The following is a 26,339-nucleotide window of genomic DNA, read 5'->3' as shown; positions in this document are numbered from 1 at the left end:
GCTTCCCCAAGTTTTACACAGTTATTCCCATGTCCGACGTTTCAAACATCGTTTCCGCCGCGGAACTGGCCGGCCTGTTCGAGGCTTGCGCCTGGTTCGACGCGCTGGAGGCCCGCCACCAGGACCTGGTGCTGGCGACCGCGCGCGCCGAACACGTGGCCAACGGCGCCTGGATCGCGCGGCGCAATGCGCCCTCGGACTTTTGGCTGGGCGTGCATACGGGTCTTTTGAAGCTGGCCATCTACAACGAGTCGGGCCGCAGCTGCACCCTGTCGGGCGTGCCGCCGGGCGGCTGGTTCGGCGAAGGCAGCGTCATCAAGCGCGAACTGCGCAAGTACGACGTGGTGGCGATCCAGCCGTCGCTGGTGTTGCAGGTGCCTACGGCCACCTTCCATGCGCTGCTATCGGCCAGCCTGCCTTTTTCGCATTTCGTCATCGGCCAGTTGAACAACCGCATGGGCGAGTTCATCGCTTCCATCCAGAACCACCGTTTGCTGGATGCGGACGCGCGCGTGGCGCAGTCGCTGGCGCAGCTGTTCAATCCGCAGCTGTATCCGTCCACCGATCTGACGCTGGCGATCTCGCAAGAAGAACTAGGCTATCTGACGGGCCTGTCGCGCCAGCGCGTCAATCAGGCCCTGCAGGTGCTGGCGGACCAGGGCATGCTGGCGCTGGCCTACAACCAGATCAAGGTGCTGGATCTGGAGCGTCTGCGCCAATTCGGCCTGGACCAGATCTGAAGACGCCGGATCAGGCGCCGCGCAAGGCGCGGCTGAGCGCGGCGCGCGCCAGAATGCGGGTCGAATCCAGCGTGGGCAGGGCGGCATTGCCGTCGTTCAGCACCAGCGGCAACTCGGTGCAGCCCAGTACCACGGCGTCGCAGCCAGCCTCGCGCAGGCGCTCGATCACGGCTTGCAGCCGGGCCACGGATTCGGGCTTGAACACGCCGTACACCAGCTCGTCCATGATGACGCGGGCCAGCGTGTCGCGGTCTGGTTCCGCCGGCCGCAGCCATTGCAGGCCGCGCGCTTCCAGCTTGTCCGGATAGACGGTGCTGTCCACCAGCCAGCGCGTGCCCAGGATGCCGATGCGGCGCAAACCGCGCGCCTGGGCCTCGGCCGCGACTTCCTCGGCGATGTGCAGCCAGGGCAGGGGCGACTGCGGCAGCACATGGCCCAGCGCCTGGTGGATGGTGTTGTCCGGGCAGATCAGGAAATCCGCGCCCGCGCGCGCCAGCTTGCCCGCCGAGGACTGCATCAACGCGCCCACGCCGGCCAGGTCGGCGCGGTCCAGGCAGGCGACGTAATCCGCCAGCGAATGCGTGTGCAGCGAAATCTCCGGATGCGCGTGCGGGCCCAGGCGTTGGGCGCATTCCGCGCACAGCGTGCGGTAGCAAAGCGCGGCGCCTTCCGCCGAGCAGGCGACGATGCCGATATGCAGGGGCGTGGCGTTCATTCAGCAGACTCCTTGCTGGAGGCGCGCACGTGGCGCGCAATGTCCAGGAAGCTTGTCGCCATGGCGTCCTGCTGCGCCTGCGGCAGCCGCGACAGGAACAGTTCGTCGACGGCGGGGCCGTAGACCTTCCACATCTCGCGGCGCAGCGCGCGCCCCTTGGGCGTGAGGCGGGCGTAGGTGGCGCGGCGGTCCTCGTCCGAACGGAAGCGTTCGACCAGGCCGTCGGCCTCGATGCGGTCCATCAGGCGCGTCAGGTTGTAGCGCGCGATCACCATGCGCTCGGCGATCTCGAACATCCTGGCCGTGCCGTCAGGCGCGCGCTCCAGCGCCCATAAGGCGTCATACCAGGCCAGCGGCGGCAGGCCGGCGGCTGACAGGCGCTTTTCGATTTCTTCCACCACCAGCGCATGCGCGGTCAGGAAGAGGCTCCACGCATCGGGCTTGCCCCTGGCCATGCGGTCGGTTCCTTTGAAAGAGGTGGGAATGCAGCAGGGATTGTAAGAGGCGGGCGCCTGGCGCGACGCCGGCATTTCGTGGTCCAAACGACCCTTTATCGGTGATTTATACCCTGGCCGGCAATGGTGAAAAAGACCGGGTGAATCGCAATGCCCTGATTTGCATGGGATTTTTCCTGGCACGAAATTCGCATATGGGTACGTACCCCAAAACCGCAACACTGGAGGGCGTTCCCATCATGGGTCCGTATCGGAAATTATGGTTCACCTTGATCGCCGTATTGGCGGTCACGTTCGCATTGCTGGGTTTCTACGGCGGCGAGGTCTATCGCCAGGCGCCGCCGATTCCCGGGCAGGTCGTGACGACCGACGGCAAACCGCTGTTCGGGCGCGACGACATCCTGGACGGCCAGACCGCCTGGCAATCGGTCGGCGGCATGCAGCTGGGATCGGTCTGGGGACACGGCGCCTACCAGGCGCCCGACTGGACGGCCGACTGGCTGCATCGCGAACTGACGGCCTGGCTGGACCTGGCCGCGCGCGAGCAGCACGGCCGGGACTATGCGCAGCTGGACGCGGGCGCCCAGGCCGCGCTGCGCGCGGAACTGAAGGCCGAGTACCGCGCCAACCGCAGCGACGCCGCCACCGACACGCTGGCGGTGAGCCCGCGGCGCGCGCGCGCCATGGCGCAGACGGCGGCCTACTACGACCAGCTGTTCTCCGACGCGCCCGCGTTGCATCGCAGCCGCGAGAATTTCGCGATGAAGGAAAACACGCTGCCCGACGCCGCGCGCCGCACCCAGCTCACGCATTTCTTCTTCTGGACAGCGTGGGCCGCGGCCACCGAGCGCGAAGGCAAGTCGGTCACCTATACCAACAACTGGCCGCATGAGCCGCTGATCGACAACGTGCCCAGCGCCGAGAACGTCATGTGGTCCATCCTCAGCGTGGTGGTGCTGCTGGCCGGCATCGGCTTCCTGGTCTGGGCCTGGGCCTTCCTGCGCGGCAAGGAAGACGACGAGCCGCTGGCGCCGGCCAAGGATCCGCTGACCACCTTCGCCCTGACGCCGTCGCAGCGCGCCCTGGGCAAGTACCTGTTCCTGGTGGTGGCGCTGTTCGGCTTCCAGGTGCTGCTGGGCGCCTTCACCGCGCACTACACCGTCGAAGGGCAGAAGTTCTACGGCATCGACCTGTCGCAATGGTTCCCGTATTCGCTGGTGCGCACCTGGCATATCCAGAGCGCGCTGTTCTGGATCGCCACGGGTTTCCTGGCCGCTGGTCTGTTTCTTGCGCCGTTGATCAATGGTGGGCGCGATCCCAAATTCCAGAAGCTCGGGGTCGACATCCTGTTCTGGGCGCTGGTGCTGGTGGTGGTCGGATCGTTCACCGGCAACTATCTCGCGATCGCGCAGATCATGCCGCCGGACCTGAACTTCTGGCTGGGTCACCAGGGCTATGAATACGTGGACCTGGGCCGCCTGTGGCAGATCGGCAAGTTCGCGGGCATCTGCTTCTGGCTGGTGCTGATGTTGCGCGGCATCGTGCCCGCGCTGCGCACGCCGGGCGGCGACAAGAACCTGCTGGCGTTGCTGACCGCTTCGGTGGGCGCCATCGGCCTGTTCTACGGCGCGGGCTTTTTCTACGGCGAGCGCACGCACCTGACGGTGATGGAGTACTGGCGCTGGTGGATCGTGCACCTGTGGGTGGAGGGCTTCTTCGAAGTCTTCGCAACCACGGCGCTGGCCTTCATCTTTTCGACCCTGGGCCTGGTGTCGCGCCGCATGGCCACCACCGCCAGCCTGGCCTCGGCCTCGCTTTTCATGCTGGGCGGCATACCCGGCACCTTCCATCACCTGTACTTCGCCGGCACCACCACGCCCGTGATGGCCATCGGCGCCAGCTTCTCGGCGCTGGAAGTGGTGCCGCTCATCGTGCTGGGGCATGAGGCCTGGGAGAACTGGCGCCTGAAGACCCGCGCGCCCTGGATGGAAAACCTGAAGTGGCCGCTGATGTGCTTCGTGGCCGTCGCCTTCTGGAACATGCTGGGCGCGGGCGTCTTCGGCTTCATGATCAACCCGCCCGTTTCGCTGTACTACATCCAGGGCCTGAACACGACGCCGGTGCACGCGCACGCGGCCCTGTTCGGCGTGTATGGCTTCCTGGCGCTGGGCTTCACCCTGCTGGTGCTGCGCTACATCCGTCCGCAGTATGCGCTGAGCCCCGGCTTGATGAAGCTGGCGTTCTGGGGCATGAACCTGGGCCTGGCGCTGATGATCTTCACCAGCTTGCTGCCGGTGGGGCTGATCCAGTTCCACGCCAGCGTCAGCGAGGGCATGTGGTACGCCCGCAGCGAAGGCTTCATGCAGCAGGAGCTGTTGCAGAACCTGCGTTGGGGCCGCACCTTCGGCGACGTGGTGTTCCTGCTGGGCGCGCTGGCCATCGTGATGCAGGTGATCCTGGGCCTCTTGAGCGGCAAGCCCGCGCTGGCCGAGCCGCGCCTGCAGGCCAAGGCGGCGCGCGGCTAGCGTCCCGTCCCGCGCAGGCGTGGCGCACGCTTGCGCGGCAGGACGCCAGGCAAGCGCCGGGCTCTTTGCTTCAGCGCAAAGAGCCCGGCCGCCGCAGCCGGTCCAATGGAATCCAGCCCGCGCCCGACCGGCGCGGGCATTCCGGAGCACCGCCGCATGCGCATCCTGCCGACCGTCATTGTTCTATTGCTGTTGACCGCTTGCGGGCCCCAGGACGGGGCCCGCTTGGCTTTGCCGGAAATCACGCGCCTGCCGCCGGGCGAGGTGAGCTACGTGCCGCCGGGCGAGGCGCTGCGCAACGGCTATCCCGCCACGCCCGCGCCCCGCAGCGCGCGCTACCCGGATGGCCTGGCCATCATGACGCGGCAGGTCAGCCAGGCCGACTACGCGGCCTGCGTGCGCGCCGGCGGCTGCAAGCCGCTGGACCCCGCACAGCGCCAGGCGGCTGCGCCCGACCTGCCGGCGGTGGGCATCAGCTGGACCGACGCGTCCGCCTATGCCGCCTGGCTGTCCGAGCGCACCGGCAGGCGCGTGCGCCTGCCCAGCTATGCGGAATGGGTCTACGCGGCGGGCGAAGCCTATCGCGAGGAAGCCTTGCCGGCCTTGCCTGGCGGCAGCGACCCCGCGCAGCGCTGGCTGGCGGAATACGAGCAGCAGAGCCGCCGCGGCGCGCAGGGCGACGCCACGGTGCGGACCTTTGGGGCCTACGGCCGCAATCGCGCCGGCCTGATGGACATGGCGGGCAGCGTGTGGGACTGGACTGACGATTGCCATGCGCGGCGCGTGCTGGACGGGCTGCGCGATGGCGCAAGCGTCACCGCTGCGCAGGAGCAGGAAAGCCGCAACTGCGGCATTCGCGTTGCGGCGGGCAGGCACATCGCCTATCTGCCCGACTTCATCCGCGATCCCAAGGGCGGGGCGTGTTCGGTAGGCGTGCCGCCGGCGAACCTGGGTCTGCGGCTGGTGCTGGAACCCGGCTAGGCCATGTTGCCTGCGCGCTACGCGCCGGCCAGCTCGGCGCTCGTGTCGCAGGCCTCGTCCGCGGCCGGCGATCCCTGGCGACAGGACAGGCAGGCCGAACAGTCCACGGCGGGCGCGGCGTGCTCGCCCAGGCGGGCCAGCGCGGCGGGCGAGCGCAGCACCACGCGCTTGCGTCCGGCCGAGACGATGCCGCGCTGCTTCCAGTCGCTGAGCAGCCGGCTGACCGTGTGCAGGGTGGTGCCGGTCATTTCGGCGATGTCCTGGCGGGTGATGGGAAAGCCGATGCCGATGCCGTCCTGCATGGGCTGGCCGGATTGCTGCACCAGCCTCAGGATGGCGCGCGCCACGCGCTGTTCGACTTCGTCGGTGGACAGTTCCTGGATGCGGACGTGGGCGTCCTGCAGGCGCTGCCCCATGGTCTGCAGCGCGGCCGCGCCCAGCTGGGGATGGCAGGCGATGAAGCGTTCCCAGGCCGCGGCCGGCCATGCCAGGCAGACGCTTTCCTGCACCGCCTGCACGGTGGCGGGATAGCAGGGCTGCCGCATGGCGCAAGCCAGCCCGAACATGTCGCCGGGATGGACGTAGCGCACCACGACTTGTTCGCCCTCCGGCGTCAGCTGCGCCACCTTTAGACAGCCATGCAGCAGCACGAAAAAGTGCGCGGCCGCGGCGCCCTGGCGATAGGCCAATGCGCCGGCCTCCAGGCGGCAGGGCAGCGCGCCGCGCAGCGCGGCGTCCAGTTGCGCATCGGACAAGGGCCTGAACAGATCCAGGTTGCGGAGCAGGGCATGGCACAGGGGCGACGAGGCCGCAGGCCGCCCGGAAGCGTGTGGAGGGTCCATGCCCCGATGGTGACATCGCATCCGCGCAGCGGCAATGCGCGCCGGGCCGCGGGTTGGTTCGAAGTTTGCGCTACAGCAAAGAACACGAGCGATGCCCGGCCTTCAATGGAACTGCCGACAGATTCGGCGTTGCAGAAACCCGAACAGGAGTTGCACATGAACGCTTTGCGCCCCACCTTGCTTGCCATGGCATTGATCGCAGCGATGGCGGGCGGCCCAGCCGCCGCCCAGAACGCCGATCAGCTGGAACGCGCCAAGGTTGCGCTGGTCGCCCCGCCCATGGTCCACCCGCATGAGCAGGTGGCCCGTTCGGGCCCCAAGGTGATCGAATTCACGATGACCATCGAAGAAAAGAAGATGGTCATCGATGACAAGGGCACGACCTTGCAGGCAATGACGTTCGACGGGTCCATGCCCGGTCCTACCCTGGTGGTGCACGAAGGCGATTATGTCGAGCTGACCCTGGTCAATCCGGCCACCAACGCCATGCCGCACAACGTGGATTTCCATGCCGCCACCGGCGCGCTGGGCGGGGCCAAGCTCACCAACGTGAACCCGGGCGAGCAGGCCACGCTGCGCTTCAAGGCGGACCGCAGCGGCACCTTCGTCTACCACTGTGCGCCCGAAGGCATGGTGCCCTGGCACGTGGTGGCGGGCATGAGCGGCACGCTGATGGTGCTGCCGCGCGACGGCCTGAAGGATCCGCAGGGCAAGCCGCTGCGCTACGACCGCGCCTACACGATAGGCGAGTTCGACCTGTACATCCCCAAGGACGCGAACGGCAAGTACAAGGACTACGCGACCTTGGCGGAAAGCTATGGCGACACGGTCGAAGTCATGCGCACGCTGACGCCATCGCATATCGTCTTCAATGGCAAGGTCGGGGCCTTGACGGGGGCGAACGCGCTCACGGCCAAGGTCGGCGAGACGGTGCTGCTGATCCATTCGCAGGCCAATCGCGACACGCGCCCGCATCTGATCGGCGGCCATGGCGACTGGGTCTGGGAAACCGGCAAGTTCGCCAATCCGCCGCAAAAGGACCTGGAGACCTGGTTCATCCGCGGCGGCTCGGCGGGCGCCGCGCTCTACACCTTCAAGCAGCCCGGCGTGTACGCCTACCTGAACCACAACCTGATCGAGGCCTTCGAACTGGGCGCAGCCGGGCATATCAAGGTCGAGGGTAAATGGAATGACGACCTGATGAAGCAGATCAAGGCGCCGGGTCCGATCCCGCGCTGAGCGCTGCGGCAGGGCGCGCTCAGCGCGCCTTGCCCGTATCGGTCCGCCACGCCGTCACGCATTTTCCTTCCGGAGCCATTCCATGTCCTCGCTTTATCGAATCGCGTTCGCCGCCGCGCTGGCCAGCCTGCCCGTCCCGCAAGCGGGCGCCGAGTCGCTGGCCGCCATCAACCCTGCCGGAGAAAAACTCTACAAGTCCGCCTGTGTCGTGTGCCACGCCAGCGGGGTCGCCAACGCGCCCAGGCTGGGTGACAAGCAGGCCTGGTCGCCATTCATCGCGCAGGGCGCGGACGCGCTGTTGGCGACCGTGCTCAAAGGCAAGGGCGCGATGCCGCCGCGCGGCGGCTCATCGGCGGACGAGCCCACGCTCAGGGCCGCGGTGGAATTCATGATGGCCGCGTCCCGCTAGCCGCCGCGCGCGGCGGGCGGGCGGATTAATAGTTGCACTTGCAATTATTAAGAATCCTCCATACGATTGCAATTGCACATAATGCAATTGCAATTCACGATGCGAAATGACGGCGGCCGTACACCGGGATGCCGCCTTCGCGCCCACCAGGAGGACGCCATGGACACCCCGATAGAACCGACCGACGCCGATCCGCAGGAAACCCAGGAATGGCTGGAGGCCATGCAGGCCGTGCTGGCCCACGAGGGCCGGCCACGCACCCACTATTTGCTGGACCAATTGATCGGCCAGGACCGCGCCGGCCACGGCGGCTACGCCGCGCCGAACGCCACGCCCTACGTGAACACCATCCGGCCGGCGGACCAGGGGCTGTTCCCGGGCGACATGGGCATCGAGCTGCGGCTGGACGCCTATCTGCGCTGGAACGCCATGGCCATGGTGCTGCGCGCGGGCAAGACCTCGGGCGTGGGCGGACACATCGCGACCTACGCCTCGGCCACGACCTTGTACGAAACCGGCTTTCGCCATTTCTTCCGCGCGGCCACGCCGGATTTTCTGGGCGACATGCTGTACATCCAGGGCCACTCCGCGCCCGGCATCTATGCGCGCGCCTATCTGGAAGGCCGCATTTCCGAGGAAGAACTCGATCGCTTCCGGCGCGAGACGGCCGGCGGCGGACTGGCGTCCTATCCGCATCCGCGCACCATGCCCGGGTTCTGGCAGTTCCCGACCGTGTCGATGGGCCTGGGGCCGCTGATGGCCGCCTACCAGGCGCGCTACATGCGCTACCTGGAAGACCGCGAGCTGATCCCCGCGCAGGGCCGCAAGGTATGGGGCTTTCTGGGCGACGGCGAACAGGACCAGCCGGAGACGCTGGCGGCGGTGGCGATGGCCGGGCGCGAAAAACTGGACAACCTGATCTTCGTGGTGAACTGCAACCTGCAGCGCCTGGACGGTCCGGTGCGCGGCAACGCCAAGATCATCCAGGAACTGGAAAGCGTGTACCGCGGCGCCGGCTGGAACGTCATCAAGGTGATCTGGGGAGCCGGCTGGGATGCGCTCTTGGCCCAGGACCACGACGGCCGCCTGCGCCGGCGCATGATGCAGTGCGTGGACGGCGAGTACCAGGTGTTCAAGGCGCGCGGCGGCGCCTACGTGCGCGAACATTTCTTCGGCGCGGACCCGGTGCTGCTGGAGCGCGTGGCGCACCTGAGCGATGAAGAGATCGGCGCGCTGAACCGTGGCGGCCACGATCCGGCCAAGATCTATGCCGCCTACGCCACGGCGCTGGCCCATCGCGGCCAGCCCACCGTCATCCTGGCCAAGACCGTCAAGGGCTATGGCATGGGCGCGGCGGGCGAGGCGGCCAACACCAACCACCAGCAGAAGAAGATGGCGGACCCGGCGGTGCGCGCCTTTCGCGACCGCTTCTCCATCCCGGTCCCCGACGATCTGCTGGAACAGATTCCCTACATCAAGCCCGCGCCCGGCAGCGCCGAACGTACCTATTTCGACGCCGCGGTCGCGCGCGCGGGCGGCCATCTGCCGCGGCGGCCGGCCGGGCCCGGCCCGTTGGCCACGCCGCCGCTGGAGGCTTTCGCCGCGCACCTGAAGGGCAGCGACGGCCGCGAGTTCTCGACCACCATGGCCTTCGTGCGGGTGCTGGCGCAATTGCTCAAGGACCCGGCCATCGGCCAGCGCGTGGTGCCCATCGTGCCCGACGAGTCGCGCACCTTCGGCATGGACGGCATGTTCCGGCAGGTGGGCATTTATTCGCACGTGGGGCAGCTGTACACGCCGCAGGACGCCGACCAGCTGAGCGTCTACCGCGAAGACCGGCGCGGCCAGATCCTGCAGGAAGGCATCAACGAATCGGGCGCGATGGCCTCGTGGATCGCGGCCGCCACCGCACACAGCACGCACGGCGTGGCGACGATTCCGTTCTACATTTTCTATTCCATGTTCGGCTTCCAGCGCGTGGGCGACCTGGCCTGGGCGGCGGGCGACATCCGCGCGCGCGGCTTCCTGCTGGGCGCGACCTCCGGACGCACCACGCTGGAAGGCGAGGGCCTGCAGCATGACGACGGCCACAGCCACGTGCTGGCTTCGGTCATCCCCTCATGCGTGGCCTACGACCCGGCCTACGCCTACGAGATCGCGGTGATCGTGCAGGACGGCATGCGCCGCATGTACCAGGACGAAGAAGACGTCTTCTACTACTTGACGCTGATCAACGAGAAGACCGCGCATCCGCCCATGCCGCAAGGCGCCGAGGAAGGCATCCTGCGCGGCATGTACCGCCTGCGCGACGGCGGCGATGGCGCGTTGCGGGTGCAGTTGCTGGGCAGCGGCGCCATCCTGGGCGAAACGCTGGCGGCGGCCGATCTGCTGCGTCAGGACTTCGGCGTGGCGGCCGACGTCTGGAGCGTGACCAGCTATTCGGAACTGGGCCGCGACGGCCAGGAGGCAGAACGCTGGAGCCGCCTGCATCCGCTGGAGGACAGGCGCCGCGGCTACGCGGAAACGGTCCTGGCGGACAGCGAGGGGCCGGTGGTGGCGGCCACCGACTACATGAAGACGGTGGCCGAACAGATACGCCCGTTCATGCAGGACCGCCGTTACGTCACGCTGGGCACCGACGGCTTTGGCCGGTCCGACACGCGGACGGCCTTGCGCGCCTACTTCGAGGTGGACCGGCATCACATCGCGTTGGCGGCCCTGAAGGCGCTGGCGGACGACGGGCTGATGCCGCGCGACTGCGCGGCGGACGCCATCGCCCGCTACGGCATCGATCCGGAGGCCGTGTCCGCGGCGCGGCCCTAGGGGCAGGCTAGACGCGCCGCGCCAGCAAGGCCCAGATCCCGGCGGCGGACAGCAGGGCGCCGCCGCCCAGGTTGAAGCCGCGCTGCGCGCGGGGCGAGGCCAGCAGGCGCCGGGCCGACCCGGCGAAGATGGCGTAGGCCGTGGCATTGATGCCGGCGCAGGCGACGAAGGTGGCCGACAGGATCCAGAGCTGGCGCGTCACGTCGCCCGCCGGATCGATGAACTGCGGCAGGAAGGCCACGAAGAAGATGATGCCCTTGGGGTTAAGCGCCGTCACCAGATAGGTGTTGGCGAACAGTTTCCAGCGCGAGCCCGCGGCGCTGGCGGCGGGCAGCGTCGCCGGCGAGACGCCGGCGCGCAGCAGCTTGAAGCCCAGGTACAGCAAGTACAGGCCGCCCACGATCTTGACCGCCGTGAACCAGAACGCCGACGCCGCCAGCAGGGCGCCCAGGCCCAGCAGCGACAGCAACAGGGCGGTGGAGTCGCCCAGCGCCACCGCCAGCACCAGCGGCAGGCGGGCGCGCCGGCCTTGCGCGATGGAGTAGCTGATGACGGTGAGTATCGTGGGGCCGGGCAGCATCACGAGCAGGGCGGACGCGCCCAGGAAGGCCAGCCAGGTTTCAAGCGACATGGGATCTGCTCCAGGGGTGGGGCTGTGCGCGGCGGCCAGCCTGCGGGCCACTGTATAGCAATCGCGGCCGCCTGCAAACCGGGCGCGGCCGGGCGTCAGCGCCGGGTGGTGTTAAATACAGCTTTCCCGGACAGTGAACGCGGCGCCGCAAGGCGACGCGAAGGAAACACCATGGCATTCGATTTTGATCTGTTTGTGATCGGCGCAGGCTCCGGCGGCGTGCGCGCGGCGCGTTTCGCCGCGGGCTTCGGCGCGCGCGTGGCGGTGGCGGAAAGCCGCTACCTGGGCGGCACCTGCGTGAACGTGGGCTGCGTGCCCAAGAAACTGCTGGTCTATGGCGCGCATTACAGCGAGGACTTCGAGCAGGCCCGCGGTTTCGGCTGGAGCGCCGGCGAGCCCAGTTTCGACTGGCCCACGCTGATCGCGAACAAGAATCGGGAAATCGAGCGTCTTAACGGCATTTACCGCAATTTGCTGGTCAATAGCGGCGTGACCCTGCTGGAAGGCCACGCCCGCATCCTGGATCCGCACACGGTCGAGATCAACGGCAAATCCTATAGCGCCGCTCATATCCTGGTGGCGACCGGCGGCTGGCCCCAGGTGCCGGACATTCCGGGCAAGGAACACGCCACCACCTCGAACGAAGCCTTCTTCCTGAAGGAACTGCCGCGCCGCGTGCTGGTGGTGGGCGGCGGCTACATCGCCGTGGAATTCGCCTCCATTTTCAACGGCATGGGCGCGCAGACCACGCAGGTCTACCGCGGCCCGTTGTTCCTGCGCGGCTTCGACCAGGGCGTGCGCGAGCATCTGCGCGACGAACTGGTGAAAAAGGGCATCGACCTGCGCTTCAACTCGGAAGTGACGCGCATCGACAAGCAGGCCGACGGCACGCTGGCCGCCACCCTGAAGGACGGTTCCGTGGTCGAGGCCGATTGCGTGTTCTACGCCACCGGCCGCCGGCCCATGCTGGACAACCTGGGCCTGGAGAACACGGCGGTCAAGCTGGGCAAGGGCGGCTTCATCGAGGTGGACGACGAATACCGCACGGCCGAGCCTTCCATCCTGGCCATCGGTGACGTGATCGGCCGGGTGCCGCTGACGCCCGTGGCCCTGGCCGAAGGCATGGCGGTGGCGCGGCGCCTGTTCCGTCCCGAGGAATACCGCAAGGTCGACTACCAGCTGATCCCGACCGCCGTGTTCAGCCTGCCCAACATCGGCACGGTGGGCATGACGACGGAAGAGGCGCGCGCCGCCGGGCACGAGGTCAAGCTGTTCGAAAGCCGCTTCCGGCCCATGAAGCTGACGCTGACCGAGTCGCAGGAAAAGACGCTGATGAAGCTGATCGTGGACACCAAGACCGACCGCGTGCTGGGCGTGCACATGGTCGGTCCGGACGCCGGCGAGATCGTGCAGGGCATCGCCATCGCGCTGAAGGCCGGCGCGACCAAGCAGGTGTTCGACGAGACCATCGGCATCCATCCCACGGCGGCCGAAGAGTTCGTGACCCTGCGCACCCCGGTCGCCCAATAGGGCGCGCTACAGGCGTTCGATCATGGCGCGCGCCGCCAGCGGCGCGAGTTCCTTGGCGCCATTGATGAAGAACGCGAAGACGTTTCCCGGCCGCGCCGTCTTTTCCGGGGCGCCGGCGAGCGGCAGGTCGGCCGGGTGGCTGCCGCGGGCCCAGCCGCGCAGGCGGTCCGCCCAGGCGTCCAGCGCCTTGGGCGCGTAGCCCGCCTTGTAGGCGGTACTGGCGCGCATCAGCCGCGCATAGACGAAATCGGCGGTACGGTCGGCGATGGATGGGTAGTCCTCGCTATCCGTGTAGACGGTGGCTGCGCCGTGGCGCCGCGCCAGTTCCAGGTATTCCTCGCAGGCGAAGCTGGCATGGCGCACGTCCAGCACGTGGCGCAGCGGCAAGCCGTCCACCTTGTCTGGCAGCAGCGCGAGGAAGGCGGCGAAGTCGTCCGCATCGAACGCCTTGGTCGGCGCGAACTGCCAGACGATGGGCCCAAGCTTCGGACCCAGTTCGGCGATGCCGCTGTGCACGAAGCGGTGGATCGAGTCCTTGGCGCCCGCCAGTTCGCGGCGGTTGGTCGCGTAGCGCGAGGCCTTCAGCGAAAACACGAAGCCTTCGGGCGTCTCATCGCGCCATTTGGCGAAGGTGGCCGGCTTCTGGCTGCTGTAGTAGGTGCCGTTGATCTCGATGGCGGTGAGCTGGCTGCTGGCGTATTCCAGTTCGCGCGCGTGCGGCAGGTTTTCGGGGTAGAAGACGCCGCGCCAGGGGGCGTAGGTCCAGCCGCCGATACCGATGCGGATGGCGCCGTCTTTCGGATGAGGATGCGCTTGCGGCATGTCCGGCCCTCCAGGCGTGGGAACCGGACAACTGTATCGCCGGCGCCACTGGTCCGCAAACCGCTGCCGGAAGTTCGCTGTTCCGATACAGTTTTGCGCTAAGGTGTGGATTCACGTTTCCACTTTCCGCGCGGCCTCGCGCCGGCCCATCATGCCCGACCTTACCCATCTGATGACGTTCGCCCTGGTTGCCCTGGGCATGGTGCTCACGCCCGGGCCCAACATGATCTACCTGGTCTCCCGTTCCATCTCGCAGGGCGCGCAGGCGGGTCTGATTTCGCTGGGGGGCGTGGCGGTCGGCTTTGTCTTCTACGTGCTCTGCGCGGCCTTCGGCATCACGGCGCTGCTGATGGCGGTGCCTTACGCCTATGACGCGCTGCGCATCGGCGGCGCGCTGTACCTGCTGTACATGGCCTGGCAGGCCCTGCGCCCGGGCGGGCGTTCGCCGTTCCAGGTGCGCGAACTGCCCAAGAGCAGCCCGCGCACGCTGTTCACGATGGGGCTGGTGACCAACCTGCTCAACCCCAAGATCGCGATCATGTATGTGTCGTTGCTGCCGCAGTTCATCCAGCCCGAGCGCGGCAGCGTGTTCACGCAGTCGCTGGCGCTGGGCATGACGCAGGTGGCCATCAGCCTGACGGTCAATGCGCTGATCGCCATCATGGCCGGTTCCATCGCCGGGTTCCTGGCGGGCCGTCCCTTGTGGATGGTGGTGCAGCGCTGGCTGATGGGCACGGTGCTGGCCGGGCTGGCGGTGCGCATGCTGATGGACAATCGCCGCTGATGCAGGCCGAAGACGGTTTCTTCGCTTCCCTGGGCGGCATGCTGGGCGAGGCGCTGCGCAGCGTCGTCGCGGGCTTGAAGTGGCTGCTGGGCGGCCTGGGCCATGCCTTCGGCGATTTCTACTCGGGGCTGGCCGGCGCAATGGGCATGAGCCCTTCGATCTTCAATTTCATCCTGCTGGTGCTGGGGCTGATGTGCCTGTGGGCCGCGGTCAAGGCGCTGCTGCGCCGTTCCATCATCGGCTTCCTGTTCTGGCTGGTCGTGGCGCTACTGCTGCTGGGCGGACTGGGCGCCTAGCGCCTCTCCCAGCGCTTCCCGCAAGAGGGCGATGCGGGGGTTGGCCGGTCCCTTCCGGGTTATCAAGGCCACCACGCTGGAAGGCGGTTCCGGAAGCACGCGTATCTGCCTGACCGCGCCTGCAAGCGCGACATCGTGGCGAATGAGGGCCATGTCCGGCACGATGCCGATGCCCAGGCCGCTGGCGACGAACTGCACGCCGGTGGTGGGGCTGGTTGATTCCACCACGGGCAGCGGCGCGGGCAGACCGGCATGGATGAAGCAGTCTTCTATCAGCTTGCGGCCCATGGATCCTTCGGCCGGCATGATCCAGCGTTCCCGCGCCAGGCGAGTCCAGTCCACGCGCCGTGCGCGGACCAGCGGATGGCTGGCCGCCGCGATCACCGCGAACTGCACTTTAAACAATTTGACGTACTGAAACGCGGCCGCCCCGGATTCCAGCATCTGCAGCGGGAAAGTGGAAATCAGCGCGTCGATTTCGCCCAGCTCCAGCGCGTGGAGCAGGGCGGGCACGCGCTCCTCCAGCAATTGCACGCGCATCGGCCTGGCATGGTTCACCAGCTTCTCGACCACGCCGCGCAGGTAGGTCTGCGCGAGGAAGGGAGGCGCGCCGATGCGGATCTTCGCTGCATAGCGATCGGCGGTCTGGGCGTCGGCGCGCAGATGTCCCAGCTCTTCAAGCAACAGCGCGGCGCCGCGCAGCACCACCTCTCCTTGCGCGGTCGGTTTCAGGCCGCGCGCGGTGCGCAGGAACAAGGCAAAGCCGAACGCGCTTTCGACTTCCGTCAGCGCCTTGCTGAGCGCGGGTTGCGTCAGATTGAGCGCCTGGCTCGCGGCCCGCAGGCTGCCCGTTCCCTGCACTACCTGCAGCATGCGCAGATGGCGGAAGCGCAGCTTGGATACCAGATGGTCGGGTTCGATGGCGCCGGTCATGGATTGATATAGAACTGAAAGTTATCGCTATATCAAAATATATCAATTTTTCGATTAACTGCGATCGCCTATCCTGCCCGCATAACAAGGAGACAACATGCAACGCCGTACTTTTTGCCTGGGCGCCCTCGGCGCCGGCATGATGTTCCGTGCCATGGCGAACGCCGCAGAGAGCTATCCGTCGCGGGCCGTGCGCGTCGTCGTTCCCTATGCCGCAGGCGGCGGGCCCGACATCATGGTGCGCCAATTCGGCCCGGTGCTCAGCGCCAGCATGGGTCAGCCGATCGTGGTGGAGAACAAGGTGGGCGCGGGCGGCGTGCTGGCCGCCCAATACGTGGCCCAGGCTGCGCCCGACGGCTATACCGTGCTGCTGGGTTCCAACTCGCATCTGATCCAGAAAGCGCTGCAGCCCAGCCTGATGTTCGATCCCGAGCAGGACTTTCTGCCGGTCACGGTGATCGGTGCTTCGCCCAGCGTGCTGGTCGTGTCTGCCAAGTCGCCCTACCGCACGGCGCAAGATCTGATCGCCGCCCTGAAGGCGCAACCGGGCAAGATGAACTACGCCTCGGGCGGCATCGGGTCGGCGGCGCATCTGGGCGGCGCGACCTTTGTGACGCTGCTCGGGGCCGAAGCCACGCACGTTCCCTTCAAGGGGTCGGTGGAGATCCCGACCTCTCTGCTGCGCGGCGACACGGATTTCGCCTTCGCTATTGCCGGGACCGCCGTTCCGCAGGTGCAGGGCGGCCGGCTGCGCGCGCTGGCCGTGACCAGCCGCGAACCCATGGCGGAGCTTGCCGGCGTGCCCACGCTGCGGGAGATCCTGGGCAGCGATCTGGCGGTCCAGGAATTCTGGTTCGCCTTCTGGCTGCCGCGCAAATCGAGCGCCGAGGTGGTCGACAAGCTCTATGGCGCGACCACGGCTTCGCTCAAGGATCCGGGCGTCAAGAGCAATTTCGAGGCGGCCGGCGTCAGCGTGATGCATAGCGACAGCCCGCAAGCCGCCGCGTCGTTCGTGCGCGGCGAAGCCCGCAAATGGGCCGAAATCATCAAACTGACCGGCATCACCGCCGGCTGATCCGCAGGAAACTTATGGCCAAGCCTCTTGAAGGCGTACGCGTGCTCGACTTGTCGCACGTGATCGCCGGTCCTCTCGCTTCCTTCTATCTGGCGCAGCTGGGCGCCGAAGTCATCAAGGTCGAACCGCCGCTGGCGGGCGAAGTCCTGCGTTCGATGAAGAACGGCGTCGACACCGACACGCCCACCGGCTTCGCGGCCATCAACGCCGGCAAGCAATCGCTGGCGCTGGACATCCGGACCCGGCAGGGGGCGGACTTGCTGCGCTCGCTGGCCGCCTCGGCCGATGTGTTCATCGAAAACTTCAGGCCCGGCGTGGTGGCGCGTTACGGGCTGGATTACGCCTCGATCAAGGCGGTCAAGCCCGACATCGTGTACTGCTCCATCTCGGGCTTCGGCCAGCAAGGGGCCTGGTCGCAGCGCGGCGCTTACGACCATGTGGTCCAGGCGATGACCGGCATGATGATGATGTCGGGCGAGGGTGACGACGCGCCGCCGCTGAAAGTGGGTTTCCCGGTGATCGACGTGGCGGTGGGCATGCTGGGCGCGCTGTCCATCGTGTCGGCGCTGCACCGCAGGTTGCGCGAAGGCGCTGGCCAGTACATCGACGCGTCCATGGTCCAGGCCTCGCTGGCGCTGATGTACACCAATACCTGCGCCTACCTGAGCGACGGCACGCCGACGCGCAGGGTCGGCAATCGGGGCTACACCGGCAGTCCCGCCGCCGACACCTACCGCTGCGCCGACGGCTGGCTGGCGGTGGCCGCGAACACGCCGGAACAATTCCGCAAGCTCACCGCCGCCATTGGGGTGGAAGCACTATGCGGCGACGCCAGGGCGCTGGATCTGGAAGCCTTCAACCTGCCCAACGGATTCGTGGTGCCGAACGACCGCGAGTACGTGGTGCAACAGTTGAGAGCCGCGTTTTCGACCCGCAGCGCCGCGCAGCTCGAGGACCTGCTCAGCCAGGCCGGCGTGCCCGCGGCCAAGGTGAGAAAGCTCGAGGAGTTCCTCGACGAGGCGGAAGCCACCGGCTGCGTCAACTTGCCCGACCATCGTTTTCAGCAGGGCGGACGCGAGCTGCGCACGCATGGGCTAGGCTTTGCCTTCGAGCAGGACGGCGGCCCTTCCGAGGCCGGGGCTCCCGCGCTGGGCGAGGGCACGCGCGAGGTGCTCAGGCGCGTAGGCCTGGATGACGCGGCGATTGCCGAGCTCGAGCGCGCCGGCGTCCTGAGGACCCAGGCCGACACCGCGCTTCCCCTGATCCCCTGAACAACCATTCATCCGGAGACTCTATGACTCAACTTTTGCAAGGCCGCGTCGCCATCGTGACCGGAGCCGGGCGTGGATTGGGCCGCTCGCATGCGCTGGAGCTTGCGCAGCACGGCGCCCAGGTGCTGGTCAACGACATGGGCGCGGACCAGCCGGACGCGCCGGCCCAGGCCGTGGTGGACGCGATCCGCGCGGCAGGCGGGGATGCCATGGCGCATGGCGCCGACGTGACCCAGCCGCAGCAGGTCGAGGCGATGGTGCAGGCGGCCATCGCAAGATGGGGGCGCGTCGACATCCTGGTCAACAATGCAGGCATCCTGCGCGACAAGACGTTCGCCAAGATGAGCCTGGAGGACTTCCGGCTCGTGATGGAGGTCCATCTGATGGGCGCGGTGCACTGCACCCAGGCGGTGTGGAACGCCATGCGTGAACAGAACTACGGCCGCATCGTCATGACCACGTCGTCCTCCGGGCTTTACGGCAACTTCGGCCAGGCCAATTACGGCGCGGCGAAGATGGCGCTGGTCGGCTTGATGCAGACCCTGGCCCTTGAAGGGGAACGCTACGGCGTGCGCGTGAATTGCCTGGCGCCGACGGCTGCCACGGCCATGACCGAAGGCCTGCTCGACGAGCAGGCGCTGGCCTTGTTGACGCCGGGCTCGGTCAGTCCCGCCCTGGTTGCCCTGGTGACGGAAAACGCGCCGACCCGGACCATCCTGATGGCGGGCGCGGGCAGTTTCGAGCAGGCCCACATCACCATGACCCGCGGTATCCACCTGAACGGCGCGGACTTGTCCGCCCAGGCACTGATCGACCGCCTGGACGAGGTTTCCGACCGCGCGCAAGAAACCGTTCCCGCCACTGGTTTCGACCAGTTGCGCCACGAGATCGCCAAGGCCCAGGCATGCGAAACCGAGAAGTTGTAGTCCTGTCGGGCGTGCGCACGGCCATCGGCAGTTTCGGCAAGAGCTTGAAGGACGTCCCGCCCACGGCGCTGGCCGCCGAGGCGCTGAAGGCCGCCGTGGCGCGCGCAGGCCTTGCGCCTGCGCAGGTCGAGCACGTCTGCTTCGGCCAGGTCATCACCACCGAAGCGCGTGACCTGTACCTGTCCCGGGTGGCGGCGATCGAGGCCGGTTGCGCCGACGGCACGCCGGCATTCAACGTCAACCGCTTGTGCGGTTCGGGATTGCAGGCGGTCGTTTCCGCGGCGCAATCCATCCTGCTTGGTGACTGCAAGGTCGCGGTGGCGGGCGGCGCCGAGAGCATGTCGCGCGCGCCGTACGCCACATCGGCGCTGCGCTTTGGCGCGCGCATGGGCGATGCGCCGATGACCGATATGCTGCTGGGCGCCTTGCATGATCCGTTCCACCGCATCCACATGGGCGTCACGGCGGAAAACGTCGCCAGGCGCTACGGCATTACGCGGGACGCGCAGGATGCGCTGGCGCTGGAGAGCCACCGCCGCGCCGCGCGCGCAGCGGCCGAAGGCCGCTTCGACGCGCAGCTCGTGGCCGTCACGACACCCGGCCGCAAGCCCGTCGTGTTCGCGCGGGACGAGCACGTCCGCGCCGATATCGCGCCGTCGGAGCTTGCCGCCCTCAGACCCGTATTTTCTTCCGACGATGGCACGGTCACGGCGGGCAACTCGTCCGGCATCAATGACGGCGCGGCCGCGCTGGTGCTGATGGAACGTTCTGAGGCGCTGGCCCGTGGCGCGCGTCCCATGGCCCGCCTGCTTGCCTATGCCCATGCCGGCGTGGACCCGCGCTACATGGGCATGGGCCCGGTTCCCGCCGTGCGCTGCGCCCTGGCCAAAGCGGGCTTGTCCGCCGCCGATATGGATGTGATCGAGTCCAACGAGGCCTTCGCGGCGCAGGCCTGCGCGGTGGCGCGCGAACTGGATCTGGATCCGGCCAAGGTCAATCCCAACGGGTCGGGCATCGCGTTGGGGCATCCGGTGGGCGCCACGGGCGCGATTATCGCGGTCAAGGCCTTGCACGAACTCGAGCGCATTGGCGGACGGTATGCGCTGGTCACCATGTGCATAGGCGGCGGGCAGGGCATCGCCGCAATTTTCGAACGCATCTGAAGCCGCCATGACACACAATCCTGTTGCCTCTCCGCAGCCGTTCGGCTCGGTCCAGTCTTTGCTGGACGCCGTGGGGCAGCCTCCCATTGTTTCCGATGCGCTGCTGATCGATCAGGGCATGATCGACCGGTTCGCGCAGGTCACGCTCGATACGCAGTGGATCCATGTGGACCGGTTGCGCGCGCAGGCGGAATCCCCTTACGGCGACACCATCGCGCATGGCTTTCTGGCGCTGTCGTTGCTGACGCACTGGCAGAACAGCTGCATCGCCTTTCCGGGCGCGGCGATGTTGCTGAACTACGGATTCGACAAGGTCCGCTTCACCGCGCCCGTGGTTTCCGGCACGCGCGTGGCCGCCAGCTTTTCCTTGGCCGAGGTCGTGGAGAACGGCACAGGCGTGGCTCGCTGCGCCTGGAAGGTCGCGATCCAGGCCGAGGGGACGCCCAGGCCGTCGGTGCACGCCGACTGGCTGATCATGGTCCGCTACGGGAGCCCTTGAGGCCCAGCGCCACGTCGCGGAGCCTGCGCACCAGGCCCGCGAACCGCTCGGCCCCGGTGTTGCCGTATCCGATCACCAGGCCGTTGTCCTCCGCCCGCGGCGCCACCGCAAACGACGACAACGCGCCCGGATTCATGCCGATCTTGCGTGCCTGCTCCACGATCTCCCGGTCGGAATACGCGGCAGGCAGGCGCACCGTCAGATGCAGCCCGGAATGTCCGCCCAGGACCTCGTGTTCGATCCCCAGATGCGCCGCCAGCGCCTCGCGCAGCGCTCCCTGGCGTTCGCGGTACAGGCGCCGCATGCGGCCCAGGTGGCGCGAGAACTGGCCGTTTTCCATGAAGGCCGCCATGGTCAGCTGTTCCAGCCGGTGGCCGCCGCGCAGCATCTCGATGATGGACGGCATTGCCTGCGCGGCGATGGCTTCGGGCAGCACCAGGAAGCCCAGGCGCAGCGCCGGGAACATGGTCTTGCTGAAGGTGCCCACGTAGAGCACCGGCGCGTCTTCGACCAGGCCTTGCATCGCGGCGATGGGTTCGCCTTGATGGCGGAATTCGCTGTCGTAATCGTCTTCGATGATCCAGGCGCCGGCCTGGCGGGCGCGTTCGATCAGGCCCAGGCGGCGCGGCAAGGACAGCACCGCGCCCGTGGGGTACTGGTGCGACGGCGTGGTCTGGATGAGGCGGGGCGGACGTTCCTGCCAGGCGCTTTCGGGGATCACGATGCCATCCGCGTCGACGCGCATGGCCACCACGTCCAGGTCGCCGCCATGGAAGGCGGACTTGGCGCCGCGGTAGCCGGGGTCTTCCAGCCAGGCGGTGTCGCCGGGGTTGGTCAGCAGCTGCACGCACAGCGCCAGCGCGCCCTGGGCGCCTTCGGTGATGACGATGCGCGAGGCGTCGCAGCGCACGCCGCGCGACACGCGCAGGTATTGGGCGATGGCTTCGCGCAGGGCGGGTTCGCCTACCGGATGGCCGTAGCCCAGGGCGGTGGCGGGCGCCGCTTGCAGCGCGTGGTCCTGCGCGCGGCGCCAGGCGCTTATTGGGAATTGCGTCAGCGCCGGGGTGCCGGGCGTCATGGGCAGCGACCCGTCATGGGCGTAGCGCGTGGAGACGATGCGCGTCAGCCGCTTGGCCGTCAGCGAGGGCTGGTCCGTGGGCGGTGTCGCGCGCTTGGCGGCGATGGCCGCGGCGGCCGACAGGGGCGCGACCCGCGTGCCCTGGCGGTCGGCGATCACGTAGCCTTCGGCCGTCAGTTGCTCGTAGGCGATCAGCACCGTGTTGCGCGAGATGGCCAGTTCCTCGGACAGGGCGCGCGACGAAGGCAGCTTGCCGCCCGCCGGCAGTTGGCCGGCCAGGATGGCCTGCTTGAGGCGCTGGATCAGCTGGCGCTGGCGCGGCAGCGCGCCGGGGCCGCGCGTGAGCGGGCTGGACAGCAGGGCGGGGGTGTTCATCTTGGCCCTATTAAAATTCGGGATCGTGGTGCTTTTTATGATGCCACGATTCCGATATCGTGAGGGCATGCGTACTGCGTCCGTCCCTTCGGGCGGCGCGCCAACCTGAAGAGGCCCCGTAGCATGCAACCCCGCGTCAACGCCTACCAGCAACCCATCGGCCCGGACATGACGGGCTGGACCACGCGCCCGCGTCCGCCCCTGACGCCCGTCGTCGGCCGCTATTGCCGGCTGGAGCCGCTGTCGGCCGAGCGCCACGCCGAGGATCTGTATCACGCGTTCAGCCAGGCGCCGGATGACAGTGACTGGACCTATATGTCGGTGGGGCCGTTCGCAGACCTGGCGGCCTACCGCCAATTCGCCGAGAAGGCGCAGGCCGGCAACGACCCCTTGCACCACGCCATCATCGACCTGGAAACGGGCCGCGCCATCGGCACGCTGGCGCTGATGCGCATCGACCCGGCCAACGGCGCGATCGAAGTCGGCTTCGTGTCGTTCTCGCGCCAGCTCAAGCGCACCCGCATCGCCACCGAGGCCCAGTTCCTGCTGATGCGCCGCGCCTTCGATGAGCTGGGCTATCGCCGCTACGAATGGAAGTGCGACAGCCTGAACGCGCCGTCGCGCGCGGCCGCCGCCCGCCTCGGATTCCAGTTCGAGGGCATCTTCCGCCAGGCCACGGTGTACAAGGGCCGCAGCCGCGACACGGCCTGGTTCGCGATGGTCGACGGCGACTGGCCCGCGCTGCGCGCCGCTTATGAACGCTGGCTGAGCCCGGACAACTTCGACGCGCAAGGGTGCCAGCGCCAGGGCCTGTCCGAGCTGACGGCCGAGGCGCGCGCCGCGTGCGCCTGATCCCGATTGCGCTGGCCCTGTTCTGGGGCCTGAACTGGCCGGCGGTGAAGATCATCCTGTCGATCTTCCCGCCGTTCACGCTGCGCCTGCTCGGCCTGGGCAGCGGCGCGGTATTGCTGTTGCTGCTGGCGCGCGCCAAGCGGGTCAGCTTGCTGCCGCCGCGCGAGTCGTGGCGCGGCATCATCGTGGGCGGCTTGCTTGCCGTCGCGGCCTTCAACCTGCTGGTGGCTTGGGCGCAGCTCAGCACCAGCACCTCGCGCGCGGCGGTGCTGACCTTCACCATGCCCATGATGTCGGCCCTGCTGGCCTGGGCGGTACTGGGCGAACGCCTGGACCGGCGCCGGGCGCTGGCGCTGCTGCTGGGCGCGGCGGGAGTGTCCATCCTGGCCTGGCCGGTGCTGCGCGCGGTCTTCGGCGAACACGACGCGGCCGCGGCCAAGGGCCTGGTGTTTCCGCTGGTGGCGGCCTTCGGCTGGGCTGCCGGCACGGTCTACCTGAAGGGCTGGCCGGTGGCCGGCGACCGCATCGTCGTCACGGCCTGGCAGTTGGCGGTGGGTGCGGCCTGCGCGCTGGGCGGCATGCTGATCGCGGGCGAATCGTTTCCCACGCAGGGCTGGAACGGCCGCGTGGTGGCGGCGTTGTCGTTCCACATCATCCTGGGCACCGCCGTCGCGTACTGGCTCTGGTTCGTGCTGAGCGAGCGCGTCAGCGCCACGGTGGCCGCGCTGACCACATTGATGGTGCCGGTGGTGGGAGTGCTGGGCGCGATGGCGCTGGTGGGCGACCGGCCCGCGGCCCTGGACTGGTGGGGGTTCGCCCTGGTGCTGGGCGGCGCCGCGCTGATCGTGCTGAACCTGGGCGCGGCGCCCGCGCCGCGATCCAGGCCATAGGCGCGGGCGGTTCAGTGTGCGCGCCGCAGCTTCTCGCGCAGCAGTTCGGCGCCGCTCACCAGGGTGATGCCGGCCAGCACCAGCAGGGCGCCCAGCACAAAGCCGGCGTCCAGCGGTTCGTCCAGGATGAGCACGCCGAAACTCACGCCGAACAGCGGCGTCATGAACGACAGGACGGACAGGCGCGAAGCCAGGTAGCGGCGCAGCAGCCAGAACCAGGCCAGATAGCTGGACAGTGCCACCACCACGGACTGGAAGGCGACGCTTAACACCGCCGCCTGCGTATAACGAAAACCGGCGTTGCCGGTGGCCGCGGCGTATGCCAGCAGGGTAATGGCCGCGACCGCCATCTGGTAGAACAGCGTCTTGGCGGGCGCGGCTTCGGACAGCGAGGTCTTGCGGATCGCCACGGTGGTGGCGCCCCAGAACAGGCCGGCCAGCAGTCCCATCGCATCGCCCAGCAGCATGTTGGGAGCGGCGTCGGAGCCCGCGGGCTGGCCCTTGCCCAGGAAGGCCACGGCGATGCCGCAGAAGGCGATGGCCACGCCGACCCATTGCAGCGGCTTCAGGCGTTCTTCGGGCAGCAGCCAGTGCAGCCCCAGCGCGGCGAAGATGGGCGCGGTGTAGAGGAACACAGACATGTGCGAGGCGGTGGTGTAGACCAGGCCCTGCGCGACGAACAGGAATTCCCCGGCGAACAGCAGGCCCACGATCAGGCCGGGCAGCGCCGTGCCGTCCATGACGGCGCGCAGGCCTTCGCGCCGCCACACTGCCACGGCCAGGACCAGCGCCGCGAACGTCGAGCGCAGTCCGATCTGCATGATGGGCGACACGTCCGCGGCCACCAGCTTGATGGCGATCTGCTGGAAGCCCCAGCAGACGCACAAGAGCAGCATGGCGCCGGTCGCCAGTCCGTCCAGCGGCTGCCGCAGGGGCTTGGCGGCGCTCACGGCAGTTCGGCGGGGTAGCTGTCCAGGGCCAGCCCGATCTGCTGGCGCAGGTCCCATTCCGCCAGCGTCGATTGCACCGGGCCGAAGAAGGCGCCGTCGCGGGTCACGAACATGGCGGGCAAGTGGAAGACTTCGTAGCGTTCGACCAGGCCGCGGTTGTCGCCGGCATCGACCCAGCACACGCGTTCCACGGGCAGCTCCAGCTGCGGCAGTTGTTCGCGGGCGATGCGGCAGGTGCCGCAGGTGCGGCTGTGGAAGACCAGCAGGGACAGCCCGGGCGCGTCCAGCAGGTAGCGGTCGGCGGTGCTGTCGTTGAGTTCTATCTGTTCCATGGGGCGGGCAAGGCGGGAGAGGCGCGCCGGTCGCGGCGCGAGGCGCCCATTATGGCAGCGCCCCGCCCGTGGGCGGGAGATACCCGCGGACCTGGCAGGGACGCCCCGGCCTCAGGCGGCGCGCAGCTTGCGGTCCAGTTCCAGTACCGACTGGTACAGCACGCGGGTGCCGTCCAGCAGCTGCGCGGGCTCGATCCACTCTTCCGGGCAATGGCTGCGGCCGTTCAGGCAAGGGATGAAGATCATGCCGATGGGGCCGGTGGGCGCCATGTAGACCGCGTCGTGGCCCGCGCCGCTGGGCAGGCGCATGGAGGCGTAGCCCAGCTGGTCGGCGGCGGCCTGCACCGCGTCCATCACCAGCGGCGTGCAGTCGGTGGGGCGCGCGCGGCTCAGCTGCGTGAAGCTTGCGGACAAGCGCAGCGCGGTCAGGTCCGTGGCCACGCCGGCCATCAGGGTCTCGGGGAAGGCGTCCAGCACGGCGTCGCTGTCGCTGCGCATTTCCAGCGTCAGTTCGACGCGGCCCGGCACCGCGTTGGCGGCATTGGGCGTCATGGACAGCCGGCCCACGGTGGCGACCACGTAATGCGGATTGCCGCTGGCGGCGCTGGCCTGGCGGTGGGCGGCATCGATGATGCGGGCCGCGCCCACCAGGGCGTCGCGGCGGATGTCCATGGGTGTGGTGCCGGCATGGTCCGGCTGGCCTTCCACCGTGATCAGCACGCGGCGGATGCCGACGATGTTGGTGACCACGCCGATGGGCAGGCCGCGGCTTTCCAGCACCGGACCTTGTTCGATATGCAGTTCCACGAACGCCGCGGTGCCATCGGCAGCGCGCAGCGGCGCGCCCAGCGCCGACGGGTCGCCGCCGATGCGCGCGATGCCGGCCGCCAGCGTCTCGCCCTCGGGGTTGCGGGCGGTCAGCATGTCGGGCGTCAACTGACCGCAGAGCGCGCGGCTGCCGACGCAGGAAATGCCGTAGTCGCTGGGCTCCTCGGACAGGAAGTCGATGACCTCGAACGGGTGTTCCAGCTGCACGCCCTGTTCACGCAGGGTGTGCGCGACTTCGATGCCGGCCAGCACGCCAATGATGCCGTCGAAACGGCCCCCGGCCATCACGGTGTCGCAGTGCGAGCCGGTGGCGATGGGCTTGCGCGCCGGGTCGCGCCCGGCCAGCGTGCCTATCAGGTTGCCGCCCGCGTCCAG

At 68.2% G+C, this 26,339-nt stretch carries 26 protein-coding genes; 16 read left to right on the top strand and 10 right to left on the bottom strand.

Annotated features, from left to right (window positions below; translation table 11 throughout):
- Nucleotides 1–29 precede the first annotated feature (29 nt).
- Nucleotides 30–740 (top strand): Crp/Fnr family transcriptional regulator, encoded by a 711-nt coding sequence (locus N5C88_RS15465; RefSeq protein WP_280015690.1) that lies wholly within the window; start codon nt 30–32, stop codon nt 738–740.
- 10 nt (nt 741–750) lie between these two features.
- Here the strand turns inward: N5C88_RS15465 and N5C88_RS15460 are convergent, their stop codons facing one another.
- Both N5C88_RS15460 and N5C88_RS15455 read right to left on the bottom strand, forming a co-directional pair.
- On the bottom strand, nt 751–1,455 hold the full coding sequence (locus N5C88_RS15460; RefSeq protein ID WP_280015689.1) for an amino acid racemase: 705 nt from the start codon (nt 1,453–1,455) through the stop codon (nt 751–753).
- Entirely contained in the window at nt 1,452–1,910 is a 459-nt protein-coding gene (locus tag N5C88_RS15455) for a MarR family transcriptional regulator (protein WP_280015688.1), read from the bottom strand. Before N5C88_RS15455 ends, N5C88_RS15460 begins: the two co-directional genes overlap by 4 nt.
- Nucleotides 1,911–2,149: 239 nt before the next feature.
- Between N5C88_RS15455 and N5C88_RS15450 the strand changes: the two genes are divergently transcribed.
- Both N5C88_RS15450 and N5C88_RS15445 read left to right on the top strand, forming a co-directional pair.
- Nucleotides 2,150–4,435 (top strand): nitric-oxide reductase large subunit, encoded by a 2,286-nt coding sequence (locus tag N5C88_RS15450; RefSeq protein WP_280015760.1) that lies wholly within the window; start codon nt 2,150–2,152, stop codon nt 4,433–4,435.
- Nucleotides 4,436–4,540: 105 nt separating this feature from the next.
- The gene (locus N5C88_RS15445; protein WP_280015687.1) at nt 4,541–5,416 is read left to right on the top strand and encodes an SUMF1/EgtB/PvdO family nonheme iron enzyme; all 876 of its coding nucleotides are present in this window, start codon (nt 4,541–4,543) and stop codon (nt 5,414–5,416) included.
- A gap of 17 nt (nt 5,417–5,433) precedes the next feature.
- Here the strand turns inward: N5C88_RS15445 and N5C88_RS15440 are convergent, their stop codons facing one another.
- Nucleotides 5,434–6,258, bottom strand: coding sequence for a Crp/Fnr family transcriptional regulator (locus N5C88_RS15440; protein WP_280015686.1), 825 nt, complete (start codon nt 6,256–6,258; stop codon nt 5,434–5,436).
- Nucleotides 6,259–6,414: 156 nt separating this feature from the next.
- Between N5C88_RS15440 and nirK the strand changes: the two genes are divergently transcribed.
- The 3 genes from nirK to aceE all read left to right on the top strand — a co-directional run bounded on the left by nirK (nt 6,415) and on the right by aceE (nt 10,729).
- A complete protein-coding gene (nirK, locus tag N5C88_RS15435) occupies nt 6,415–7,497 on the top strand; it encodes a copper-containing nitrite reductase (protein ID WP_059380265.1) in 1,083 nt (360 codons plus the stop codon).
- A gap of 82 nt (nt 7,498–7,579) precedes the next feature.
- Entirely contained in the window at nt 7,580–7,906 is a 327-nt protein-coding gene (locus N5C88_RS15430; protein ID WP_059380264.1) for a c-type cytochrome, read from the top strand.
- A 159-nt stretch (nt 7,907–8,065) separates the two neighbouring features.
- Nucleotides 8,066–10,729, top strand: coding sequence for a pyruvate dehydrogenase (acetyl-transferring), homodimeric type (aceE, locus tag N5C88_RS15425; RefSeq protein ID WP_280015685.1), 2,664 nt, complete (start codon nt 8,066–8,068; stop codon nt 10,727–10,729).
- 7 nt (nt 10,730–10,736) lie between these two features.
- On the opposite strand, the gene N5C88_RS15420 is transcribed toward aceE, so the two are convergent.
- Nucleotides 10,737–11,360: a LysE family translocator gene (locus N5C88_RS15420; protein ID WP_059380262.1), complete on the bottom strand. Its 624-nt coding sequence runs from the start codon at nt 11,358–11,360 to the stop codon at nt 10,737–10,739.
- A 171-nt stretch (nt 11,361–11,531) separates the two neighbouring features.
- Here N5C88_RS15420 and gorA point away from each other — a divergent pair, with 171 nt between their 5' ends.
- Nucleotides 11,532–12,890 (top strand): glutathione-disulfide reductase, encoded by a 1,359-nt coding sequence (gene gorA / locus N5C88_RS15415; RefSeq protein ID WP_280015684.1) that lies wholly within the window; start codon nt 11,532–11,534, stop codon nt 12,888–12,890.
- Nucleotides 12,891–12,896: 6 nt separating this feature from the next.
- Here the strand turns inward: gorA and N5C88_RS15410 are convergent, their stop codons facing one another.
- The gene (locus N5C88_RS15410) at nt 12,897–13,712 is read right to left on the bottom strand and encodes a DUF72 domain-containing protein (RefSeq protein WP_280015683.1); all 816 of its coding nucleotides are present in this window, start codon (nt 13,710–13,712) and stop codon (nt 12,897–12,899) included.
- Between the two features lie 151 nt (nt 13,713–13,863).
- Between N5C88_RS15410 and N5C88_RS15405 the strand changes: the two genes are divergently transcribed.
- Nucleotides 13,864–14,496, top strand: a complete 633-nt coding sequence (locus N5C88_RS15405) for a LysE family translocator (protein ID WP_059380273.1) — start codon at nt 13,864–13,866, stop codon at nt 14,494–14,496.
- On the top strand, nt 14,496–14,792 hold the full coding sequence (locus N5C88_RS15400; RefSeq protein ID WP_059380259.1) for a hypothetical protein: 297 nt from the start codon (nt 14,496–14,498) through the stop codon (nt 14,790–14,792). The genes N5C88_RS15405 and N5C88_RS15400 overlap by 1 nt, the downstream gene beginning before the upstream one ends.
- Here N5C88_RS15400 and N5C88_RS15395 read toward each other — a convergent pair.
- The gene (locus N5C88_RS15395; RefSeq protein WP_280015682.1) at nt 14,763–15,725 is read right to left on the bottom strand and encodes a LysR family transcriptional regulator; all 963 of its coding nucleotides are present in this window, start codon (nt 15,723–15,725) and stop codon (nt 14,763–14,765) included. The two genes, N5C88_RS15400 and N5C88_RS15395, sit on opposite strands and share 30 nt — an antisense overlap.
- 97 nt (nt 15,726–15,822) lie before the next feature.
- Between N5C88_RS15395 and N5C88_RS15390 the strand changes: the two genes are divergently transcribed.
- From N5C88_RS15390 to N5C88_RS15370, 5 genes are read left to right on the top strand one after another with little or no spacing between them, the layout of a single operon-like run.
- Entirely contained in the window at nt 15,823–16,800 is a 978-nt protein-coding gene (locus N5C88_RS15390; protein ID WP_280015681.1) for a tripartite tricarboxylate transporter substrate-binding protein, read from the top strand.
- A gap of 14 nt (nt 16,801–16,814) precedes the next feature.
- Nucleotides 16,815–18,071, top strand: coding sequence for a CoA transferase (locus N5C88_RS15385; RefSeq protein WP_280015680.1), 1,257 nt, complete (start codon nt 16,815–16,817; stop codon nt 18,069–18,071).
- A 23-nt stretch (nt 18,072–18,094) separates the two neighbouring features.
- Entirely contained in the window at nt 18,095–18,997 is a 903-nt protein-coding gene (locus tag N5C88_RS15380) for an SDR family NAD(P)-dependent oxidoreductase (protein WP_280015679.1), read from the top strand.
- Entirely contained in the window at nt 18,976–20,160 is a 1,185-nt protein-coding gene (gene bktB / locus N5C88_RS15375) for a beta-ketothiolase BktB (RefSeq protein WP_280015678.1), read from the top strand. The genes N5C88_RS15380 and bktB overlap by 22 nt, the downstream gene beginning before the upstream one ends.
- Nucleotides 20,161–20,167: 7 nt before the next feature.
- Entirely contained in the window at nt 20,168–20,659 is a 492-nt protein-coding gene (locus N5C88_RS15370; RefSeq protein ID WP_118933762.1) for a MaoC family dehydratase, read from the top strand.
- Here the strand turns inward: N5C88_RS15370 and N5C88_RS15365 are convergent.
- Nucleotides 20,634–22,112, bottom strand: coding sequence for a PLP-dependent aminotransferase family protein (locus tag N5C88_RS15365; RefSeq protein ID WP_251880749.1), 1,479 nt, complete (start codon nt 22,110–22,112; stop codon nt 20,634–20,636). The genes N5C88_RS15370 and N5C88_RS15365 overlap by 26 nt on opposite strands.
- 123 nt (nt 22,113–22,235) lie before the next feature.
- Here N5C88_RS15365 and N5C88_RS15360 point away from each other — a divergent pair, with 123 nt between their 5' ends.
- On the top strand, nt 22,236–22,964 hold the full coding sequence (locus N5C88_RS15360; protein ID WP_280015677.1) for a GNAT family protein: 729 nt from the start codon (nt 22,236–22,238) through the stop codon (nt 22,962–22,964).
- Nucleotides 22,955–23,854 carry a DMT family transporter gene (locus N5C88_RS15355; protein ID WP_059380251.1) on the top strand — a complete coding sequence of 300 codons (900 nt, stop codon included), beginning with the start codon at nt 22,955–22,957 and terminating at the stop codon, nt 23,852–23,854. Before N5C88_RS15360 ends, N5C88_RS15355 begins: the two co-directional genes overlap by 10 nt.
- 11 nt (nt 23,855–23,865) lie before the next feature.
- On the opposite strand, the gene N5C88_RS15350 is transcribed toward N5C88_RS15355, so the two are convergent.
- From N5C88_RS15350 to N5C88_RS15340, 3 genes are all read right to left on the bottom strand, one after another.
- Nucleotides 23,866–24,804, bottom strand: coding sequence for a DMT family transporter (locus tag N5C88_RS15350; RefSeq protein ID WP_280015676.1), 939 nt, complete (start codon nt 24,802–24,804; stop codon nt 23,866–23,868).
- Nucleotides 24,801–25,136, bottom strand: a complete 336-nt coding sequence (locus N5C88_RS15345; RefSeq protein WP_042793046.1) for a thioredoxin family protein — start codon at nt 25,134–25,136, stop codon at nt 24,801–24,803. The genes N5C88_RS15350 and N5C88_RS15345 overlap by 4 nt, the downstream gene beginning before the upstream one ends.
- A 111-nt stretch (nt 25,137–25,247) precedes the next feature.
- Nucleotides 25,248–26,339 (bottom strand): Zn-dependent hydrolase (locus N5C88_RS15340; RefSeq protein ID WP_280015675.1); only part of this gene is annotated, 1,092 nt, incomplete at its 5' end.

The sequence above is a fragment of the Achromobacter sp. GD03932 genome (assembly GCF_029839485.1).
Lineage (GTDB): Bacteria > Pseudomonadota > Gammaproteobacteria > Burkholderiales > Burkholderiaceae_B > Achromobacter > Achromobacter bronchisepticus_A.
The sequence above is the reverse complement of the archived record's forward strand: the minus strand, read 5'-3'. Positions and strand labels throughout refer to the sequence as shown.

Coding starts and splice junctions, on each gene's coding strand:
- nirK (WP_059380265.1), top strand. CDS start 6,415: ATGAACGCTTTGCGCCCCACCTTGCTTGCCATGGCATTGATCGCAGCG.
- N5C88_RS15440 (WP_280015686.1), bottom strand. CDS start 6,258: ATGGACCCTCCACACGCTTCCGGGCGGCCTGCGGCCTCGTCGCCCCTG.
- N5C88_RS15420 (WP_059380262.1), bottom strand. CDS start 11,360: ATGTCGCTTGAAACCTGGCTGGCCTTCCTGGGCGCGTCCGCCCTGCTC.
- N5C88_RS15345 (WP_042793046.1), bottom strand. CDS start 25,136: ATGGAACAGATAGAACTCAACGACAGCACCGCCGACCGCTACCTGCTG.
- aceE (WP_280015685.1), top strand. CDS start 8,066: ATGGACACCCCGATAGAACCGACCGACGCCGATCCGCAGGAAACCCAG.
- N5C88_RS15455 (WP_280015688.1), bottom strand. CDS start 1,910: ATGGCCAGGGGCAAGCCCGATGCGTGGAGCCTCTTCCTGACCGCGCAT.
- N5C88_RS15400 (WP_059380259.1), top strand. CDS start 14,496: ATGCAGGCCGAAGACGGTTTCTTCGCTTCCCTGGGCGGCATGCTGGGC.
- N5C88_RS15460 (WP_280015689.1), bottom strand. CDS start 1,455: ATGAACGCCACGCCCCTGCATATCGGCATCGTCGCCTGCTCGGCGGAA.
- N5C88_RS15450 (WP_280015760.1), top strand. CDS start 2,150: ATGGGTCCGTATCGGAAATTATGGTTCACCTTGATCGCCGTATTGGCG.
- N5C88_RS15360 (WP_280015677.1), top strand. CDS start 22,236: ATGCAACCCCGCGTCAACGCCTACCAGCAACCCATCGGCCCGGACATG.
- N5C88_RS15370 (WP_118933762.1), top strand. CDS start 20,168: ATGACACACAATCCTGTTGCCTCTCCGCAGCCGTTCGGCTCGGTCCAG.
- N5C88_RS15380 (WP_280015679.1), top strand. CDS start 18,095: ATGACTCAACTTTTGCAAGGCCGCGTCGCCATCGTGACCGGAGCCGGG.
- bktB (WP_280015678.1), top strand. CDS start 18,976: ATGCGAAACCGAGAAGTTGTAGTCCTGTCGGGCGTGCGCACGGCCATC.
- N5C88_RS15445 (WP_280015687.1), top strand. CDS start 4,541: ATGGAATCCAGCCCGCGCCCGACCGGCGCGGGCATTCCGGAGCACCGC.
- gorA (WP_280015684.1), top strand. CDS start 11,532: ATGGCATTCGATTTTGATCTGTTTGTGATCGGCGCAGGCTCCGGCGGC.
- N5C88_RS15410 (WP_280015683.1), bottom strand. CDS start 13,712: ATGCCGCAAGCGCATCCTCATCCGAAAGACGGCGCCATCCGCATCGGT.
- N5C88_RS15430 (WP_059380264.1), top strand. CDS start 7,580: ATGTCCTCGCTTTATCGAATCGCGTTCGCCGCCGCGCTGGCCAGCCTG.
- N5C88_RS15405 (WP_059380273.1), top strand. CDS start 13,864: ATGCCCGACCTTACCCATCTGATGACGTTCGCCCTGGTTGCCCTGGGC.
- N5C88_RS15385 (WP_280015680.1), top strand. CDS start 16,815: ATGGCCAAGCCTCTTGAAGGCGTACGCGTGCTCGACTTGTCGCACGTG.
- N5C88_RS15390 (WP_280015681.1), top strand. CDS start 15,823: ATGCAACGCCGTACTTTTTGCCTGGGCGCCCTCGGCGCCGGCATGATG.
- N5C88_RS15365 (WP_251880749.1), bottom strand. CDS start 22,112: ATGAACACCCCCGCCCTGCTGTCCAGCCCGCTCACGCGCGGCCCCGGC.
- N5C88_RS15465 (WP_280015690.1), top strand. CDS start 30: ATGTCCGACGTTTCAAACATCGTTTCCGCCGCGGAACTGGCCGGCCTG.
- N5C88_RS15395 (WP_280015682.1), bottom strand. CDS start 15,725: ATGACCGGCGCCATCGAACCCGACCATCTGGTATCCAAGCTGCGCTTC.